Source organism: Roseateles sp. GW821-FHT09B06 (assembly GCF_059418245.1).
Window position 1 is genome coordinate 144,858 of the sequence record NZ_JBWKPM010000002.1, and the last position, 17,094, is coordinate 161,951.

Annotated in this window: 18 protein-coding genes; 8 read left to right on the forward strand and 10 right to left on the reverse strand. The window is 69.3% G+C overall.

Annotated features, from left to right (window positions below; all coding sequences use genetic code 11):
• Positions 1-9: 9 nt before the first annotated feature.
• The 6 genes from AC07OQ_RS02485 to AC07OQ_RS02510 all read right to left on the reverse strand — a co-directional run bounded on the left by AC07OQ_RS02485 (position 10) and on the right by AC07OQ_RS02510 (position 5,314).
• Positions 10-1,113, reverse strand: a complete 1,104-nt coding sequence (locus tag AC07OQ_RS02485; RefSeq protein ID WP_495051504.1) for a uracil-DNA glycosylase family protein — start codon at positions 1,111-1,113, stop codon at positions 10-12.
• Positions 1,114-1,119: 6 nt separating this feature from the next.
• Positions 1,120-1,299, reverse strand: a complete 180-nt coding sequence (locus AC07OQ_RS02490) for a hypothetical protein (RefSeq protein ID WP_495051505.1) — start codon at positions 1,297-1,299, stop codon at positions 1,120-1,122.
• 525 nt (positions 1,300-1,824) lie between these two features.
• Entirely contained in the window at positions 1,825-2,736 is a 912-nt protein-coding gene (locus tag AC07OQ_RS02495; protein ID WP_495051506.1) for a nucleotide pyrophosphohydrolase, read from the reverse strand.
• A gap of 247 nt (positions 2,737-2,983) precedes the next feature.
• Positions 2,984-3,601, reverse strand: a complete 618-nt coding sequence (locus AC07OQ_RS02500) for an NUDIX domain-containing protein (RefSeq protein WP_495051507.1) — start codon at positions 3,599-3,601, stop codon at positions 2,984-2,986.
• Between the two features lie 10 nt (positions 3,602-3,611).
• Positions 3,612-3,857, reverse strand: a complete 246-nt coding sequence (locus AC07OQ_RS02505; RefSeq protein ID WP_495051508.1) for a hypothetical protein — start codon at positions 3,855-3,857, stop codon at positions 3,612-3,614.
• Positions 3,857-5,314 (reverse strand): M28 family peptidase, encoded by a 1,458-nt coding sequence (locus AC07OQ_RS02510; protein ID WP_495051509.1) that lies wholly within the window; start codon positions 5,312-5,314, stop codon positions 3,857-3,859. Before AC07OQ_RS02510 ends, AC07OQ_RS02505 begins: the two co-directional genes overlap by 1 nt.
• A gap of 159 nt (positions 5,315-5,473) precedes the next feature.
• Here AC07OQ_RS02510 and AC07OQ_RS02515 point away from each other — a divergent pair, with 159 nt between their 5' ends.
• Entirely contained in the window at positions 5,474-5,764 is a 291-nt protein-coding gene (locus AC07OQ_RS02515; RefSeq protein ID WP_495051510.1) for a 2TM domain-containing protein, read from the forward strand.
• Here AC07OQ_RS02515 and AC07OQ_RS02520 read toward each other — a convergent pair.
• The 3 genes from AC07OQ_RS02520 to AC07OQ_RS02530 form a co-directional block, all read right to left on the reverse strand.
• Positions 5,761-6,153 (reverse strand): YkvA family protein, encoded by a 393-nt coding sequence (locus AC07OQ_RS02520; protein ID WP_495051511.1) that lies wholly within the window; start codon positions 6,151-6,153, stop codon positions 5,761-5,763. The two genes, AC07OQ_RS02515 and AC07OQ_RS02520, sit on opposite strands and share 4 nt — an antisense overlap.
• On the reverse strand, positions 6,153-7,844 hold the full coding sequence (locus tag AC07OQ_RS02525) for an AMP-binding protein (protein ID WP_495051512.1): 1,692 nt from the start codon (positions 7,842-7,844) through the stop codon (positions 6,153-6,155). The genes AC07OQ_RS02520 and AC07OQ_RS02525 overlap by 1 nt, the downstream gene beginning before the upstream one ends.
• An 87-nt stretch (positions 7,845-7,931) precedes the next feature.
• Positions 7,932-9,239 (reverse strand): tryptophan--tRNA ligase, encoded by a 1,308-nt coding sequence (locus AC07OQ_RS02530; RefSeq protein ID WP_495051513.1) that lies wholly within the window; start codon positions 9,237-9,239, stop codon positions 7,932-7,934.
• Positions 9,240-9,354: 115 nt separating this feature from the next.
• On the opposite strand from AC07OQ_RS02530, the gene AC07OQ_RS02535 reads away from it, so the two are divergent.
• Positions 9,355-11,631 (forward strand): putative bifunctional diguanylate cyclase/phosphodiesterase, encoded by a 2,277-nt coding sequence (locus tag AC07OQ_RS02535; protein WP_495051514.1) that lies wholly within the window; start codon positions 9,355-9,357, stop codon positions 11,629-11,631.
• On the opposite strand, the gene asd is transcribed toward AC07OQ_RS02535, so the two are convergent.
• On the reverse strand, positions 11,597-12,469 hold the full coding sequence (asd, locus tag AC07OQ_RS02540; protein WP_495051515.1) for an archaetidylserine decarboxylase: 873 nt from the start codon (positions 12,467-12,469) through the stop codon (positions 11,597-11,599). The two genes, AC07OQ_RS02535 and asd, sit on opposite strands and share 35 nt — an antisense overlap.
• Before the next feature lie 58 nt (positions 12,470-12,527).
• Here asd and trhO point away from each other — a divergent pair, with 58 nt between their 5' ends.
• The 6 genes from trhO to AC07OQ_RS02570 all read left to right on the forward strand — a co-directional run bounded on the left by trhO (position 12,528) and on the right by AC07OQ_RS02570 (position 17,040).
• Positions 12,528-13,358, forward strand: coding sequence for an oxygen-dependent tRNA uridine(34) hydroxylase TrhO (trhO, locus tag AC07OQ_RS02545; protein ID WP_495051516.1), 831 nt, complete (start codon positions 12,528-12,530; stop codon positions 13,356-13,358).
• Positions 13,359-13,386: 28 nt separating this feature from the next.
• On the forward strand, positions 13,387-14,040 hold the full coding sequence (locus AC07OQ_RS02550) for a glutathione S-transferase family protein (RefSeq protein WP_495051517.1): 654 nt from the start codon (positions 13,387-13,389) through the stop codon (positions 14,038-14,040).
• 176 nt (positions 14,041-14,216) lie between these two features.
• Positions 14,217-14,801 (forward strand): carboxymuconolactone decarboxylase family protein, encoded by a 585-nt coding sequence (locus AC07OQ_RS02555; protein WP_495051518.1) that lies wholly within the window; start codon positions 14,217-14,219, stop codon positions 14,799-14,801.
• A gap of 116 nt (positions 14,802-14,917) precedes the next feature.
• Complete coding sequence (locus tag AC07OQ_RS02560) at positions 14,918-15,271, forward strand: GntR family transcriptional regulator (protein WP_495051519.1); 354 nt, start codon at positions 14,918-14,920, stop codon at positions 15,269-15,271.
• A complete protein-coding gene (locus AC07OQ_RS02565; RefSeq protein WP_495051520.1) occupies positions 15,268-16,149 on the forward strand; it encodes an ABC transporter ATP-binding protein in 882 nt (293 codons plus the stop codon). Before AC07OQ_RS02560 ends, AC07OQ_RS02565 begins: the two co-directional genes overlap by 4 nt.
• Before the next feature lie 12 nt (positions 16,150-16,161).
• On the forward strand, positions 16,162-17,040 hold the full coding sequence (locus tag AC07OQ_RS02570; protein WP_495051521.1) for a hypothetical protein: 879 nt from the start codon (positions 16,162-16,164) through the stop codon (positions 17,038-17,040).
• The last annotated feature ends 54 nt before the right edge of the window (positions 17,041-17,094 follow it).

The following is a 17,094-nucleotide window of genomic DNA, read 5'->3' on the forward strand; positions in this document are numbered from 1 at the left end:
CCGGGAGGTTCAGGGAGCCGGTAGCACCGCGCTATTGAACAGGTTCATCCTCAGGGTCTTCTCCTTGCGCAGCAACTCGCGCATCGGCGCCGTCAGGTAAACCGCCGTCTTCAGCTTCCCGGCGGGCAGTTGACCGTACTTGGCTGCCACCTCCAACAGCGTGCGCCTAGCGGCCGCACTGAGCGCGCCGGCCTGCGACGCTCCGTCTAGCAGGCCCTTCTGGCCGAGCACCACCATCAGGTGCTTGCCGACGGTGTGCGTGAAGCAGCCCGGGATGAGCGCAGCCAGCCGGCTGGCATGCAACTCGACGCAATAGGGCCCATCCTTCTGTCGAACGTAGTAGCCCTCCGTGAGGCGCTCTGAAGCCGCATCGAGGTGCCGGACCTCAGCCATGAACAGTAGTTTGTGCAGGGCAAAGTAGCTCAGTTCCCCGCTTTCCTCGAGCAGCACCCGCGCTGCGGCGCCGACCTTCTCCGATACCCGGCTCAGTTTGGCCGACGGCTTACGTCGTGCAGCGCCACCGCTGCGGCGCATCGTCTCGGCAACGAACTGGTAGTCCGCCAGTTGGTTGGCGAAGCTGCGATGCACCATTGCTCGCTGGCCCGGGTGGTAAGCAGGAATGAGCTGCCTCCCTGCCCAAAGGTGAGCCTTGCGCACGCTGTCCTTGAGCGTGAGCGCATGGGCTGTGACCAGTGCGGTGGCCCGCAACGCCACCGCACCCAGCGTCACAACCACGGGAGCGTCCACGAGCTCCAATTGTTCCATCAGGAACGGGGCGCAGTTGGCCACCTCAGAGGGGGACGGTGTGGCGTTGTTGCCGTTCGCGTCCTTCGGATTGCAGAGTACGGCATTGGTCACGAAAGCGTCGTAGCGGCTCAGCCCCACCTGTTCCAGCAGCGATTCGAAATTGTGGCCGGACTTGTCGCCGTGGAACGGCAGCTCCGAGGCGTCGGCACCGAGCCGCCCCGGCGCTTCGCCAATGAACATCACCTTGGCGCTGAGCGAGCCGCAGCCCGCACCGAGCACTCGAGCACTGTCCGCCATGCGCGGGCAGCGCTTGCACGCCTTCACGCGGCGCACGAGGTCGACAAACTGCAGTTCTTTATCCGCCATCACCGTTCAGGCCGCCAGGGCACGCAAAGCTTCGACCGTACCGCCGTTGTAGGCGTGCACCGAATGGCATAGCAAGCGGCCGGGCGTTTTGCCCGAGGCGGCGCATATGAAATTCAAGAGCTGACCCAAGCCGATGAAGTTGCCCAGCGCCTTGTTGAAGAAATCGTGGTTGCGATAGACCACCACCAGGTCGAGCCGGTCGCCTGGGTGCCAGACGATTTCGCCGAACTGCCAGCACGGGCACTCCGCGAGTGCGAGGAGTATCGCGCGCCGGCGTCGACAAATGAAACACCAAGCTCGTCCCGCTTCGTTTCTGCCAAGTGCTGAGCTTGCCGATGACGGTCTCGAGTTGGTTAGTGTCAGGATGGTCGGGAAAGCGAACCAGCCGCTCGAAGTACGTTCCCCACGTCCCGCGGTTGCGAACAAACCTCATGGCGCGGTCGTGCAGTCGTAGATATTCGCTGTATAGACTTGGACGCTCTGCCATACGCTGCGCAAGGTCATACGGAAAGATGGTCTTGATGACTTCGCGCAAGTCGTCACCGCCAAATCCGCGGCGTCGTGGCGAATGAGCCTGAAGCCACGCCGGGTCGAAAGTAGCCGGCTGCTCGACGGTCGTGAATAGGTTGAAGACTTCGCCCTGCGCAAGCACGGCTTGAACGCCGGCGCGCCAGGCGTCGAGGGCCGTAGTGCCGGTTACATTGCGCGCGGTCACAGCGCGCCCTCGGGGACCGGCGGCGGGTAATAGGTCAAGGTCTGGCGGTCGAGGTCCACATCGACGCGGCCGCCACAGTTGTCCTTCAGCTGTCTGAACGCCGCGTAGCCCTGGAGGATGGCGGCCTTCCATTGCTTCGCAGTACAGCTGTGGACTTCCAGCCCGGCGGTCAGGCGGATGATGGTCTTCAGCAGGCCAATGTCGACCGAGCTTTCTTCGCTGTACCAGGCTCGCTGCGGCGCCTCGTTGAAGACAAGCACCGAGATGGCCTCTTCCACCACAGCCGCACGGCCGCCATCCTCGATTTCGTCGATGCGCGAGTTGCTCTTGCGCTTGCGCCGCAAGAGACCGCGAACGACCGGAGACCATCCTAGAACCGCGGCATAGGCCAAGTGGAAGACGTCGTGATAACGGTAGCCATCCCCTTTGTGAGCGTTGTCGGTCAGGGTGTCGCCGACGATGACGCCACTGACCATGATGCGAACCAGCAACTGCTTGCCGTTACGCTTCTCCGAGAACGTGACGCTGAACTGCCGCGGCAGGCGTTCCTCGTCATCAAAGCCGTCATCGAAACGGTTCACCTCACCCTGGGAATAGAGGCGCTCGGCCTTGCGTGCACCCTCCCGCGCTGCCTCCTGCAGGGGAATCTTGTACTGGACAGCGAGGCTGGTCAGGTACCAGAGGATGTCGCCGATGTCCTCGCGAAGGTCCTCGCGAAGCGTTCGGCTGTCACGCTGCAGCACCAGCTTCTTGAAGGTCGAATTGAGGTCCCCGAGTTCACCGGCCAAGCCGAGCAAGGACACGATGACCTTCTTGCGTTCGTCGGTTCGTTCGACCATAGCCTGGTACTCGGCGAACGTACGAATCGGCTTTTGGCCGCGGTCTTTGCGGCTCGACGTGGCTGACATCCACACTCCTCCCCGCGCTTCAAACGCGTTTGGCTAGGCAATTTACGCACTTTGTAACTAGGAGAGGGGCGGATTTTCCCGCCCCTGCGACGGAGTCAAATTCACTGCAGTCCGATCAAACAAGATGCCTCGGCAGCTGCGCTTTTCTGGCGGGCATCTAGTCCCCCGGGGATAGGTCATTCGGGATGGTGTGCATGGCCTCCGCGAGATGTCCGTTTCCGCTGCATGGCCGTCGCCCCACCCACCATCAGTCGATGCCCACCCTTAGCTTCGCCAAAAACCGCCCCATATGCGGATCGCTCCTCTCCAGCGGCACCTGATCGAACGCAAACCAGCGCACCGATTCGAACTCCTCGGCATCGAAGCGTAGTAATTGCGACGGCGCATGGCGGTCGCCCTGAAGGACGTACCACAGCGACACATCCTCATGCCCCGCGGTCAGACCGACCGTGGTGGTGCAGGTGAGAAAGCGCGGCACGCCGACTTGAGCCTCGGCTATCGTCAGGCCCAGCTCTTCCTGCAGCTCGCGCACCACCGTGCGGCGCGGCGATTCATGCGGCTCGACGTGGCCGCCGCTGGGCAGCCACAGGCGGGCGTTGCGATGGTCGACCAGCAGAATATGGCTATCGTCCACCAGCGCGAAATACGACACCAGATGCTTGGGTGGCGTGGCCGGCTTGGCGACGCGGCACAGCGGCGCACCGCCGGGGTCGTCCACCCAGTCCAGGGTCTGCGCCAGCTGTTCCCGCTCCATCTCGTCCCAGGGCCGGATCGACAGCAGCTCAGCGCGCACCTGGGCGCGCTGCCGGACCTCTGCCGTGACTGCATCTGGATCGAGATCCTGGGTGGTCATCGTGCTGCTCATGCTTGTCTCGTCATCGCCGCTCATTCCCCCGCTTGTAGTTCCCCGTCGCCCGCGCCAGCAAGCGCTGCCGCTGCGCCTCCGCATCCGCGCCCTTCCCCTCCCCGCAGCGCGCCAGTGCCGCCAGCAGCCGCTCGGCCTGAGCGGCGCCCAGCAGGGTGACGGGCTTGCCGTCGCGCAGGATCTGCAGCTCACCGCTTTTCTTGCGCGGCGCGCAAGCGAAGGAAAAACCCAGCGGCCGCTCGGGTGGCCGCGCCATCAGGGCCTGGCCGGTGGCGCCTCGGGCGCCGGCAGCGGCCCGAAGCCGATCGGGCTCTGTGCCGCCAGCCAGGCCATCACGGCCCAGGCGGCGACGTTCTGGCGCAGGCTGAGCGCGTCCACCTTGTCCAGGGTGTCGTTGGGGGTGTGGTGCCAGTCGAAATAGTCGCTGCCATCCTGGCTCAGCGCCAGCGCCGGCCAGTTCAGGCGCCGCATCAGCAGGGCCGCATCGGGCCCGGGCGTGGCGTCGCCGTCCTCGGCCGCGACACCCAGCGGCGCCAGCGCCGCGGCGATCTGCGCCAGCACCGGCCGGGCCTCGGGCCGCACCCTGGCTTGCAGCCGGTAGACGCGGCCGGCTCCCAGGTCGCTCTCGCCGACGAACTGGTGCACCTGGTCCTTGTAGCGCTCGGCATAGGCCAGGGCGCCGTCGAAGCCGTTCTCCTCGTTGGCGAACAGCACGACGCGCAGGGTGCGGCGCGGCCATTGTCCAGAGCTCCGCCCCTGCTCCAGCAGCAGCTTCGCGGCGGCCGTGACGATGCCGACGCCGGCACCGTCGTCCAGCGCGCCGGGCCCCAGGTCCCAGCTGTCCAGGTGCGCGCCGATCAGCACCACCTCGTCGGGCAGCTCGCTGCCCGGGATCTCGGCGATCACATTGTGCGAGGTGGCGGCGATGCCGCCCTCGCTCTGCAGCGCCAGGTGCATCCGCAGCGGCCGGCCGTAGCGGCCCAGGCGCGCGATCAGGTCGGCGTCGGGCACCGAGACGGCCAGCGCCGGGATCTTCGTCAGGCCCTCGGCATAGCGGGTCGCACCGGTATGGGCCAGGCGATCCCGGTCGGTGCCGATCGAGCGGATCGCCACCGCGACGGCACCGCGCTTGGCGGCCTCGGCCGTGCCCTGCACGCGCGCCGCCACCGCACGGCCGTAGCCGCGGGCGTCGCGGCTGCGCTCGGTCTTCTGGTCGATGAAGACGATGCGGCCCCGGGCGCGTTCGCTGGTGTCGGCCTTCAGCGCCTCCAGGTCGGCGTAGTAGGCGATCTCGGCATGCAGGCCTTCCCTGGGCGTGGCCACGCTGTTGCCCAGCGCCGTCATCATCAGCGGATGCGGGTAGGGCGCGGTGATATGGGCATGGGCCTCGCCGCGCTTCCAGGCGCGCAGCGGCACGGCCTCCGCCCGCACGTTCGCGAAGCCCAGGGCCTTGAGCCGCGCCACGGCCCAGTCCACCGCGCGCTGGTCGTTCGGCGAACCGGCCGGCCGCGCGCCGACCTCGGTGACCAGGCTGTCGACCAGCTCATAGGCCAGGCCGCTCTGCAGCCCGGCCTCGCGCAGGGCCGCGGCGGCGCGCAGCTCGGCCGCCGTGAAGCCCTGGGCCCAGGCCAGCGCCGGCGCCAGCAGCAGGCCGCCCAGCAAGCCGCCCAGCAGGCGGCGGATGGCGCGGTGCTGGTTCGTCGTCGTCGTCATCGTCGTCATCGTCATTCCCTTCCCTCTCGCGCGGCGCAGCATAGCCGCTCGCGCCCCGGTGCCGTCGCTTCGCGCCGCGCCCCGGCCGTCCGTCGCAGCCCGCTCGCCGGCCTTGGGCATGCCCGGCAGGATCGCGCCATCGACCCAGGAGAGCCCGTCATGAACGACCCCCGCATGCCCGAGAAGGACGAACCGGCCCTGCGCCGCCAGGCCCGCCGCCGCGTGGCGCTGAAGATGGGCTGGCTGACCCATGCGCTGATCTTCGTGCTGGTGAACGCCGGCCTCTACCTGATCAGCGAACTGAGCGGCGGCCAGCGCTGGTACCGCTTCCCGCTCTGGGGCTGGGGCCTGGGCCTGACGATCCACGGCATCGTGACCCTGCTGGCGCTAGGCACCGGCGAGCTGCGCGAGCGCATGCTGGAAAGGGAAATGCAGCGATTGCGCCGCTAGGCCGTCGGGAAGGCCCGCAGCAGCCAGGCGGTCAGCAGCCCCGCCGCCAGCAGCCAGAGCAGCACGAACAAGGCCGCCGCCGCCCAGCTGCGCGGCCGGCGCAGCACCTGCTCGGCGCGCGCCCGCGCCCGCGCCATCACCTCGGGCGGCATCAGCCTGAGCACCAGCCACAGGCCCAGCGGCACGATGATCAGGTCGTCCAGATAGCCGAGCACCGGGATGAAATCCGGGATCAGGTCGATCGGGCTCAGCGCATAGGCCGCCACGGCCAGCGCCAGCAGGCGCCACCGCAGCGGCGCCTGCGGGTCACGCGCGGCGAAATAGACCGCCAGCACCTCGCCCTTCAGTGCCAGCGCCCAGGTCTTCAGCAGGCCCTTGCGTCGTCCCATCAGTCGACAAACACCACCTTTTTGCGCGACTCGGACCAGCCCTCCATCTGCGACCCGTAGACCTCCTCGATGCGGTTGCGCTTGACCTTGAAGGTGGGGGTGATGAAGCCGTTGTCGACGGTCCAGGGCGTCCTGACGACGACCAGGCAGTCGAGCTGCTCATGCGGATCGAGCCGCGCGTTGACATCGTCCAGGTGCTGGTTCAGCTGCGTCATCAGCTGCTGGCGCTCGGCCTCGCCGCTGCTGTGCTCGGCCGCGTCGGGCGACAGCATCACGATGCCCAGCGGCTGGCCCAGGTTGGCGCCGGTGACCATGCAGGCCTCGACGGCCGGGTGCATGGACAGCCGGTCCTCGATCGGCGCCGGCGAGACATATTTGCCCTTGCTGGTCTTGAACAGGTCCTTGACGCGGCCGGTGATGCGCAGGCAGCCCCTGGCGTCCTCCTGGGCCTTGTCGCCGGTGCGCAGCCAGCCGTCCGCGGTGAAGGCGTCCCGGCTCAGCTCGGGCTCCTTGTAGTAGCCCAGCATCACGGCCGGGCTGCGCATCTGCAGCTCGCCGCTGGCCGGATCGATGCGGGTCTGCACGCCCTCGTAGACCTTGCCGACGGTGCCGCGCTGGTTCTCGCCGGGGATGGTGATGTGCGAGACCGCCAGGTTCTCGGTCATGCCGTAGCCCTCGTTGATCGGGATGCCCAGCTTGGCATACCACTCCAAGAGGGCCAGCGGCATCGGCGCGGCGCCGCCGGCGGCGAAGCGGCATTGGTCCAGGCCCAGGGCCTTCTGGATCTTGCGCCGCACCAGGCCGCCGATCAGCGGCAGGCGCAAGAGGCGGTCCAGCTTGGCGGGCGGCATCTTGTGGTGGATGCCCTGCTGGAACTTGACCCACAGGCGCGGCACCGAGAAGAACACCGTGGGCCGGGCGCGCTGCAGGTCGGCGGTGAAGGTGTCCAGCGATTCGGCGAAGTAGATGTGCATGCCGGTGCGCAGCCAGCCATGCTCGACCAGCATGCGCTCGACCACATGGGCCAGCGGCAGGTAGGACAGCATGCGGTCCTCGCTGGTCAGCTTGAAGCGCTCCAGCCCGGTCTGGATGGCCCAGGCGAAGGCGCCGAAACTGTGCATCACGCCCTTGGGGTTGCCGGTGGTGCCCGAGGTGTAGATCAGCGTGCAGAGCTCGTCGGCGCCGCGCAGCGGTTCGCCGACGAGCGGCGCGGTGCGCGCGCAGATCGCGTCCCAGCCCTCGTAGGCCTGCTTCGCGTCATCGGGGGACAGCGGGTAGCTGATGGCCGGCATGTCGGCCGGCACGCCCGGCTTCATGCCCTCCCAGCCGTCGAGCTTGCCGACGAACAGGGCCTTGGCCTCGCTGTGCTTCAGGATCTGGGTGATGGTCTCGGGCGCCAAGGTCGGATACAGCGGCACCGAGACATAGCCGGCCAGCCAGATCGCCAGGTCGCTCATCAGCCACCAGGCGCAGTTCTTCGACAGGATCGCCACCTTGGCGCCGGGCTCCCAGCCCTGCGCCTTCAGATGGGCGGCCATGCGCCGCGTCTGCTCGGCCACCTGGGCCCAGGTGAAGTCCTGCACGACGCCGCCGCCCATCGGCTGGGTCAGCGCGATGCGGCCCGGCGCCTCGCGCTCCCAGTGGTAGAAGCGCTGCAGGGCGAGGCTGTCGGCGGGAATGGTGGTGGCCATTGTTCTTGTCTCCTGGATGTCTAGGGTCTGCTTGCAGGCTATAGGCATCGGGGCCCGGCCGCCTACCGGGTTTCCGCGGGGCTAGAGTTAGCTGTCCAATGCGGCGGCAAGCGCCTCGAAGGCCGCGTGCAGCCGGGCCTCGTCGTCCAGGCGGTACTTGACCGGCGCATCGGCCAGGGCCGCCGGCCCCTCGGCCTTCAGCAGGCCGACCAGGCGCCCCGCATCGCGGCCGGACGCGAAGCCGCCGATCTCCAGCAAGGTCGTGCCGTCGCCGTCCACGAACTTGAAATAGAACTGGCCATCGGCCTCGCGGTACTGCTTGAAGAGCGGCAGCGCGGCCTTCTCGGCCTTCGCCGCCTTGGGCGCGGCGGCGGGAATCGCGGTGAAGCGGCGCAGGCCCACCGCCTCGCGCAGCTCGGCCAGCAGCGGCGCGGCGATCGCGCGCGCCTTCGCCGCACCCTCCTGCAGGATGGCCTCGATGCGCTCGGGATGCGCCATCAGGTCCGCATAGCGCGCGCGCATCGGGCCGATCTGGCTCTCGATCAGCGCCACCAGCTGCGCCTTGGCCTCGCCCCAGGCCAGGCCGGCGCGCAGCGCGGCGCGGAAGGCCTCGCGCTGCGCCGTAGTGGCGAAGGCGTCGTAGATGGTGACCAGGTGCGAGCTTTCCGGGTCCTTGGGCTCGCCGGGCAGGCGCGAGTCGGTGACGATGCGCGCGATCGCCTCCTTGAGCCCCTGGCTGCCGCCCTCGAACAAGGGGATCACGTTGTCGTAGCTCTTGCTCATCTTGCGGCCGTCCAGACCCGGCAGCAGCTCCATCTCCTCGTCGGTCTGGGCCTCGGGCAGCACGAAGAATTCCCTGCCGGCGCCAAAGAGGTGGTTGAAGCGCTGCGCCACGTCGCGCGCCATCTCGATGTGCTGGACCTGGTCCTTGCCGACCGGCACGCGATGGGCGTTGAACATCAGGATGTCGGCGGCCATCAGGATCGGGTAGCTGTACAGGCCCATCGTGATGCCGGCATCGGCGTCCTCGCCGGCCGCCAGATTGGCGTCCACCGAGGCCTTGTAGGCGTGCGCGCGGTTCATCTGGCCCTTGGAAGTGACGCAGGTCAGCAGCCAGGTCAGTTCGGGAATCTCGGGGATATCGCTCTGGCGGTAGAAGGTGACGCGCGCGGTGTCCAGGCCCGCGGCCAGCCAGGTGGCGGCGATCTCCAGCCGCGAGCGCTCGATGCGGCCGGGCTCGTCGCACTTGATCAGCGCATGGTAGTCGGCCATGAAGAAGAAGCTGTCGACGCCCGGCTCGCGGCTGGCGCGAATGGCGGGGCGGATCGCACCGACATAGTTGCCGAGGTGCAGGGTGCCGGTGGTGGTGATGCCGGTCAGAACGCGCTGGGTCATGGTGGCCGAGAGGGTGGCAAAAGCGCTATTTTCCCAACAAAGCGCGCGCTCAGGTATTCCGCCCTCGCCGCGCTGGCTAGGATGGGCCCGGCGCTTGCCGAAGGGAGGCAAAGGGATGAGCCCCTCGATGATGATCAGTTCGATGCTGCAGATGCTGCTGGGGCTGGCCCTGCTCATGCTGTGGCGCATCGATCCGGATCCGCGCTACCGCTATGTGCGGCTGTGGGGCTGGTCGGCCGTGCTGCTGGGCCTGGGGCTGATGCTGGGCATCGCGCTGGTTCCGGCCGAGGGCCTGAACATGGCCCGGCGCGACCTGCAGGGCGGGCTGGCCTCATTCGCCCTGATGCTGTCGATGTACCTGCAGATGCAGGGCACCCGCCTGTTCCGCCAGCAGGCCTGGCACCGCCGGGTCTGGGCCGGCGTGCTGCTGACGACCATGCTGCTGATTGCCCTGCTGGCGCATCGGGAGCTGCGCTGGGCGGTGATCGCGGCGGCGGCGGCCCTGGCGCTGGGCAACTGGGCCTGCGCGCTGTGGATGGCCGCGGGCGAGGGCCGGGGCGAGCGCATCGTCGCGGCCTGCTTCGCCGCGATGGGCTGCGTGAATGCCAGCGGCCCGCTGCTGGATCCGCTGAGCCGCTCGCCGATCACCCACGGCGCGGGGCTGCTGACGCAAAGCGCCCTCAGCCTGGGCCTGATCCTGCTGGCGGTGGCGCGCGCCCATGGCGAGGCGCGGCGCCAGGCCGAGCGCTTCACCCGCCTGGCCGAGCATTCGCTGCAGGGCCTGGTGGTGCTGCGCGAGCAGCAGATCCTCTATGCCAACCCGGCCGCGCGCGCGATGTTCGGCCGCGACGACCTGCTGCGGGCCCTGGTCTCGCCCGATCTGCGCGAGGCGGTGCGCGAGCGCCATGCCCGCGTGCTGGCCGACCGCCAGGCGCGCATCGAGTGGGAGGGCCCGCGCCTGGGCCTCGACGACCGGCCGCTGCATATCCGCGGCCTGTCCAGCCACCTGGAATGGGACGGTCAGCCGGCCGAGCTGCTGGTGATGGTGGACGAGACCGCGCGCCACCAGGCGCTGGAGGCGCTGCGCCGCCAGGCCCTGCACGACGAGCTGACCCAGCTGCCCAATCGCAATTTCGCGCTGGAGCGCCTGCAGCAGCTGACCGCGCCGGGGGCGCCGCCCTTCGCCCTGGTGTCGGCCGATCTGGACCGCTTCCAGCTGGTCAACGAGACCCTGGGTCATGCGGTGGGCGATGCGCTGCTGCAGGCCGTCGCGCAGCGCCTGCGCAGCCAGCTGCCGCCGCAGGCCACGGTGGCGCGGCTGGGCGAGGACCAGTTCGTGATGCTGGTGGAGGGCGTGCCCGGCCACGCCGAGGCGCTGATCTTCGCCGAGCGGCTGCTGGCGCTGATGGAGCGGCCGTTCTCGATGCCGGCGCTCGACGCGGCCGAGCTGTTCGTCCATATGTCGGTGGGCGTGGCCCTGTTCCCGCGGGACGGCAGCGACGGCGCCGGCCTGCTGCGCGCGGCGGACGCGGCCATGCATCGCGCCAAGCAGCGCGCCGGCGCCACCTATGCCTTCTTCGACGCGGCGATGAACCGCGCCACCCAGGCAAGGCTGGAGGCCGAGCAGGCGCTCTCCCGCGCACTGGATGAGGATGAGTTCTACCTGGAGTACCAGCCCAAGGTGGCGGCCGTCACGCGCCGGCTGTGCGGCTTCGAGGCCCTGGTGCGCTGGCAGCGGCCGGGCATCGGGCCGGTCAGCCCGGCCGAGTTCATCCCGGCCGCCGAGCGCACCGGCCAGATCAGGGCGCTGGGCGAGCGCATCGTCGCGCTGGCCACCCGGCAGCTGCGCGACTGGACCGCGCGCCATGGCCGCGCCCTGCCGGTGGCCATCAATGTCTCGCCGCTGCAGTTCGAGGACGCCGGTTTCGCCGGCCGCCTGCTGGACGCGCTGGACGCGCACGAGCTGCCGCACGACAGCCTGCAGATCGAGATCACCGAGACCGCCGCGATCGGCCATGTCGAGCGCGTGCTGCCGCAGCTGGAGCGGCTGCGCGAGGCCGGCGTGCTGTGCGCGCTGGACGACTTCGGCACCGGCCAGTCCTCGCTGACGATGCTGCGCCAGCTGCCCATCCATGCGATGAAGCTGGACCGCAGCATGATCGCGCCGCTGCCGGACCTGGATGCGAGCGCGGTGGTGCAGGCCACCTGCGCGCTGGGCCAGTCGCTGCGGCTGGAGATCGTCGCGGAGGGCGTCGAGACCGAGGAGCAGGCGCTGGCCGTCGAGGCCCTGGGCTGTACCCAGCTGCAGGGCTATTACCTGAGCCGGCCGCTCCCGGCCGAGCGCGCCGGCGAGCTGCTCAGGCGCGTGCTGGAGCCGTGGCCCCAGCCATAGCCTCGCCCAGGCGGATCGCGCCGCCGGGCTGCCAGGCCGGGTTGAACTGCAGGCCGCGCTTGGGGAACAGCATCACGACGGTGGAGCCCAGCAGGAAGCGGCCCATCTCCTCGCCCTGCTTGAGCGCGATCTTGCGGTCCGGATAGGACCAGTCGCGCAGATGGCCGGGGCGCGGCGGGTTGACCTGGCCATGCCAGACCGTGGCCATCGAGCCGACGATGGTGGCACCGACCAGCACCAGCACCCAGGGGCCCTGGTCGGGCTCGGCGCCCTCGAACACGCAGACCACGCGCTCGTTGCGGGCGAACAGCCCGGGCACGCCGCGCGCCGTGGTCGGGTTGACCGAGAACAGCTCGCCCGGCACATGGATCATGCGCGTCAGCACGCCGTCGCAGGGCATGTGGACGCGGTGGTAATCGCGCGGGCTCAGGTAGAGCGTGGCGAAATGGCCGTCCCGGAACTGCGCGGCCAGCCGCGCGTCGCCGCCCAGCAGGGCGGTGGTCGAATAGCCGTGGCCCTTGGCCTGGAACACCTGGTCGCGTTCGATCGCGCCGAACTGGCTGATCGCGCCGTCCACCGGGCAGATCAGCTCGGCACCGGCGGCCAGCGGCCGCGCGCCGTCTTTCAGCGCGCGGGTGAAGAACTCGTTGAAGCTCGGGTAGGCGGCCGGGTCGGGCTGCGCCGCCTCGGCCATGTTGACGCCATAGCGCGCAATGAAGCGGCGGATCACCCAGGTGGTGAAGCCCCCCAGCCGCGCCGAGGCGAGCCGGCCCGCCAGGCGGGTCATGGCCTGCTTGGGCAGCAGGTATTGCGGCAGGACGGCGAGGCGGTCGGACAAGGCGCGGGCTCCGGGTTCAGGACTGCGGATTGTAGCCAGCGGGATAATCCGCCCCAGCATGAGCCCAAGCCCCGCGCCGCACGCGCATATCTCCTTCTACCGCTTCGCCGTCCTGGCAGATCCGCAAGACCTGGCCGAGCGGCTGCGCGCCGGCTGGGAACGGCGCCTGGGCGGCAATATCCTGCTGGCGCCGGAGGGCATCAGCGGCGCCCTGGGCGGCCCGGCCGAGGCGCTGGACGCCTTCGAGCGGGCGCTGCGGAGCGAGCCGGGGCTGGACGGCCTGGCGTTCAAGCGCAGCGCCTGCACGACCCGGCCCTTCACCCTGCTGAAGGTGCATGTGAAGCCCGAGATCGTCGCCTTCGGCGTGCCGGGCGTCAGCGGCCTGCCCGAGCCCGGTCGGCCCGACAGCCATGTGAGCCCGGCGCGCTGGCGCGAGCTGCTGGACGACCACGATGTGCTGGTGCTGGACAATCGCAACAGCTTCGAGTTCCGCCTCGGGCGTTTCCGCAACGCGGTCGACCCCGAGCTCACGCATTTCCGCGACTTCCCGGCCTATGTGCGGGCGCATGCCGAGGACTGGCAGCGGGCCGGCAAGAAGATCGCGATGTACTGCACCGGCGGCATCCGCTGCGAGAAGACCGCGGCCTGGATGCAGGACCAGGGCCTGACCGTCTACCAGCTGGAGGGCGGCATCCTGAACTACTTCCAGACCCTGCAGGACGCCGGGGATGATGCCGCCGCGGACTGGCAGGGCGAATGCTTCGTGTTCGACAAGCGCATCGCCATCGACACGAAGCTGCAGGAGACCGCGACCACGGCCGAGCAGGTCTATGCCGACGAGCCGCCCTGGCGGCTGGCCCGCGCCAGGCGCCTCGACCCCGATACTTGAACCACAACAAGGCAACGGAGACCCACCCATGATCACGCTGTGCGGCATCACGCTCTCGAACTACTACAACAAGGTCAAGCTGATCCTGCTGGAAAAGGACATCGCCTTCACCGAGGAGCGGGTCGAGACCCATTGCCACGAGGAGGCCGTGCTGGCCTGCTCGCCGCTGGCCAAGGTGCCCTTCATCCGCACCCCGCAGGGTTCGCTGTGCGAGAGCCAGGTGATCGCCGAATACCTGGAGGCGACCCACCCCGCGCCGGCCCTGCTGCCGGCCGAGCCCTTCGCCGCCGCCAAGGTGCGCGAGCTCTGCACCTTCATCGAGCTGCACCTGGAGTTGGTGGCGCGCGAGCTCTACCCGCAGGCCTTCTTCGGCGGCCAGGTCAGCGAGGGCACGCAGAACCGCGCGCGCCGGCTGCTGGTGAAGAACGTCGAGGGCTTCAGGCGCCTGGCCAGCTTCTCGCCCTATGTGGCCGGCGACCGCTTCACGCTGGCCGACTGCGCCGCCTGGGTCAGCCTGCCGCTGGTGGCGATGGCCAGCAAGGCGGTGCTGGGCGAGGACCTGCTGGCCGCCGGCGGGGTGGACTGGAAGCCCTATGTGAAGCTGATCGGCGAACGCCCGAGCGCGCAGCGGGTGACGGCCGAGCGCAAGGCCGACCAGGAGCGCACGCTGGCCCGGGGCTGAGGCGCCCGGCCCACCTCACCGGTTGCGGGGACAGGACGGTCACGGCCCGAGCCTGGCAACCTAGACTTCCCGGCGCCCGGGGCCCCGGGCGCGCGCTTCGTCGGCGTGGTGGCGGCCCCCATGTCTAACGCCAGGATCCGAAGATGCATAGCCACGACGTTGCGAAGGAGAGGCCCATGTTCATCGCCGCACCGGAAGACACCGCCGACACCGCCCGGATCTACCAGGCCAGCCTCGATTCGCAGGGCTTCGTGATGAACCTGACCAGGGCCTGGGCCTGGCGGCCCGAGGTCTTCGATGGCTTCGCCGCCCTTCGCAGCCAGCTCACCGGTTCATCCACCTTGAGCAAACGGGACCTGACGGTCCTGGTGTGCGCCGCCGCGGCCGAGCTCGGGGATTCCTACTGCACGCTGGCCTGGGGCCGGACCCTGGCCAAGGAAGCCGGCGCGGCCATGGCCGCCGCCGTCATCGGCAACGCCGCGGACACCGGCCTGAGCGACCGGGATCGGGCGCTGGCAAATTGGGCACGCAAGGTCGTGGCGGATCCAAACGCCACGACGGCGGCCGATGTCCAGACGCTGCGCGCGGCGGGGCTCGGCGAGCGCGAGGTGTTCGAGGCGACCGTGTTCATCGCCTTCCGCCAGGCCTTCTCGACGGTCAACGATGCGCTGGGCGTGAGCCCGGACCGGGAGCTGGTGGAGTTGGTCCCCGCCGAGGTTCGAGCAGCCGTCAGCTTCGGACGCCGCATTGCGGATGCCTAGCGGCGGGACCTCCTGCAGTTCAGCGGCCCGAATCTGCAGTCCGTCGTGCCGGGCTGGGCCGGCCCCCGGCCTCTTGTTATGGTGTGCTACATCAGCAATACACCCGGGTCCACGCCATGCAAGAACGCTGGAACGACACCAGTCCCATCTATCAGCAGCTCGCCGACCGCCTGGCCGTGCAGCTGCTGGACGGGCAGCCACCCGAGGGCCAGGCCATGCCCTCGGTGCGCACCCTGGCCAGCCAGTACCTGATCAACCCGCTGACCGTCAGCCGCGCGCTGCAGGCCCTGGTGGACAACGGCCTGGTCGAGCCGCGCCGCGGCCTGGGCATGTATGTGCGCTCCGGGGCCCGTTCACGCCTGCTGGAGAGCGAACGCGAGCAGTTTTTGCAGCAAGAATGGCCGGCGCTGCGCGCCAAGCTGAAGCGCCTGGGCCTGGGCGCACAAGATCTGAACTGGGAGATGCAATGAGCAGCAGCCAACACCTCGTCGAAGCCCAGGGCCTGAGCCTGCGCTACGGCAGCAAGACCGCGGTCGACAACGTCAGCTTCGTCATTCCCAAGGGCCGGGTCGTCGGCCTGCTGGGCCACAACGGCGCCGGCAAGACCTCGCTGATGAAGGCCCTGGTCGGCCTGATGCCCGCCGAAGGTCGCTTGAGCGTGCTGGGCCTGGACCCGAGCCGCCAGCGCGAGCAGCTGCTGCAGTCGCTCAGCTACATCCCCGACGTGGCGGTGCTGCCGCGCTGGGCCAAGGTGTCGGAACTGATCACGCTGATGGCAGGGCTGCAGCCGCGCTTCTCGGCCGAGCGCGCCCGCGCCCTGCTCAAGCGCACCAGCGTGGGCCTGAACGACAAGGTCAAGTCGCTCTCCAAGGGCATGGTGACGCAGGCGCATCTGGCCCTGATCGCCGCCATCGACACCCGGCTGATGATCCTGGACGAACCGACCCTCGGCCTGGACGTGATGTCGCGCAAGAGCTTCTACGAGATGCTGATCGACGAATGGTGCGACGGCGAGCGCAGCGTGCTGATCTCCACCCACCAGGTCGAGGAGATCGAGACCCTGCTGTCCGACGTGATGATGCTGGACGAGGGCCGGCTGGTGCTGAACATCAGCCTGGAGGAGATGGACTCGCGCTTCGTCGCGCTGAGCCACGACCCGGCCGCCGCCGAGGCGGTGGCCTCGGCCCATCCGCTGCTGCGCTACCGCGCCCAGGGGCGCCCGGTGGCCCTGTTCGACGGGGCGCCACCGCCGGACCTGGAAGCGCTGGGCCAGCGCTTCCGGCCCAGCCTGGTGGACCTGTTCATGGCGCTGACGCGCAAGCCCGAAATGCAATCCAGCCAAGCCTGAGGAGCCGACATCATGTGGACGCGTTTTCAAACTCTGATGCTGCGCGAGTGGATGCAGCACCACAAGGGCTGGCTGCTGGTGATGCTGGTCCCGCCGCTGGCCTTCCTGGCGCTGCTGCCCTTCGGCTCGGTGAATGTGGAGGCCGAGCTGCCGGTGATGGTCATCGCCGCGATGGCGCTGGCGATCAGCGCCGTCATCGTGGCCGGCCTGAGCTGGAGCGTCGCGATGCTGCAGCTGCCGGGGCTGGCGCGGCGCGACCAGCAGGACCGCTCGATCGAGTTCTGGCTGTCGCTGCCGGCCAGCCACAGCGAGAGCATTGCCGCCACCCTGCTGATGCATGTGCTGCTGGTGCCGCTGCTGGCGCTGCTGGTCGGCACCGCGCTGGGCTTCGTGATCTCCGCCGCGCTGGTGCTGAAGCTGGGCGGCATCGCGGCCCTGGCCGAGGTGTCCTGGCCGGCGATGGTGGCCGGCGGCCTGGCCGGGCTGGCGCGCCTGGCCCTGGGCCTGGTGCTGATGAGCCTGTGGCTGGCACCGCTGTTCATGATCCTGATGGCGGCCTCGGCCTGGCTGAAGCGCTGGGGCGTGCCGGTGGTGATCGGCGCCGTCGTGATCGGCGGCAATGTGCTGGACAAGGTCTATGGCAACCCCATCGTCTGGAAGCTGCTGGAGGCGCAGCTGCACGGCGCGGCGTCGGCCTTCTTCGACCACCAGGGCGAGTTCGACCGGCTGCGCCACGCCCCCGAGGCGCTGAGTGGCGCCGTCGCCCGCTGGGCGCTGGAGGACGGCTGGCAAGCGCTGCTGGGTCTGGCCTCGCCGCATCTGGTCGGCGGGCTGCTGGTGGCGGCCGGCTGCTTCGCGCTGCTGGTGCTGCGCCGCCGTCGCGGCCAGTGAGCCCGGTGCATCCGGCAACAAAAAGGCCCGCAGCTGCGGGCCTTTTCGATGGGC

Bases quoted from the DNA above. Each gene is read 5' to 3' on its own strand.
- AC07OQ_RS02485 (WP_495051504.1), bottom strand. From the start codon at position 1,113: ATGGCGGATAAAGAACTGCAGTTTGTCGACCTCGTGCGCCGCGTGAAG.
- AC07OQ_RS02495 (WP_495051506.1), bottom strand. From the start codon at position 2,736: ATGTCAGCCACGTCGAGCCGCAAAGACCGCGGCCAAAAGCCGATTCGT.
- AC07OQ_RS02500 (WP_495051507.1), bottom strand. From the start codon at position 3,601: ATGAGCAGCACGATGACCACCCAGGATCTCGATCCAGATGCAGTCACG.
- AC07OQ_RS02505 (WP_495051508.1), bottom strand. From the start codon at position 3,857: ATGGCGCGGCCACCCGAGCGGCCGCTGGGTTTTTCCTTCGCTTGCGCG.
- AC07OQ_RS02510 (WP_495051509.1), bottom strand. From the start codon at position 5,314: ATGACGACGACGACGAACCAGCACCGCGCCATCCGCCGCCTGCTGGGC.
- AC07OQ_RS02515 (WP_495051510.1), top strand. From the start codon at position 5,474: ATGAACGACCCCCGCATGCCCGAGAAGGACGAACCGGCCCTGCGCCGC.
- AC07OQ_RS02520 (WP_495051511.1), bottom strand. From the start codon at position 6,153: ATGGGACGACGCAAGGGCCTGCTGAAGACCTGGGCGCTGGCACTGAAG.
- AC07OQ_RS02525 (WP_495051512.1), bottom strand. From the start codon at position 7,844: ATGGCCACCACCATTCCCGCCGACAGCCTCGCCCTGCAGCGCTTCTAC.
- AC07OQ_RS02530 (WP_495051513.1), bottom strand. From the start codon at position 9,239: ATGACCCAGCGCGTTCTGACCGGCATCACCACCACCGGCACCCTGCAC.
- AC07OQ_RS02535 (WP_495051514.1), top strand. From the start codon at position 9,355: ATGAGCCCCTCGATGATGATCAGTTCGATGCTGCAGATGCTGCTGGGG.
- trhO (WP_495051516.1), top strand. From the start codon at position 12,528: ATGAGCCCAAGCCCCGCGCCGCACGCGCATATCTCCTTCTACCGCTTC.
- AC07OQ_RS02550 (WP_495051517.1), top strand. From the start codon at position 13,387: ATGATCACGCTGTGCGGCATCACGCTCTCGAACTACTACAACAAGGTC.
- AC07OQ_RS02555 (WP_495051518.1), top strand. From the start codon at position 14,217: ATGTTCATCGCCGCACCGGAAGACACCGCCGACACCGCCCGGATCTAC.
- AC07OQ_RS02560 (WP_495051519.1), top strand. From the start codon at position 14,918: ATGCAAGAACGCTGGAACGACACCAGTCCCATCTATCAGCAGCTCGCC.
- AC07OQ_RS02565 (WP_495051520.1), top strand. From the start codon at position 15,268: ATGAGCAGCAGCCAACACCTCGTCGAAGCCCAGGGCCTGAGCCTGCGC.
- AC07OQ_RS02570 (WP_495051521.1), top strand. From the start codon at position 16,162: ATGTGGACGCGTTTTCAAACTCTGATGCTGCGCGAGTGGATGCAGCAC.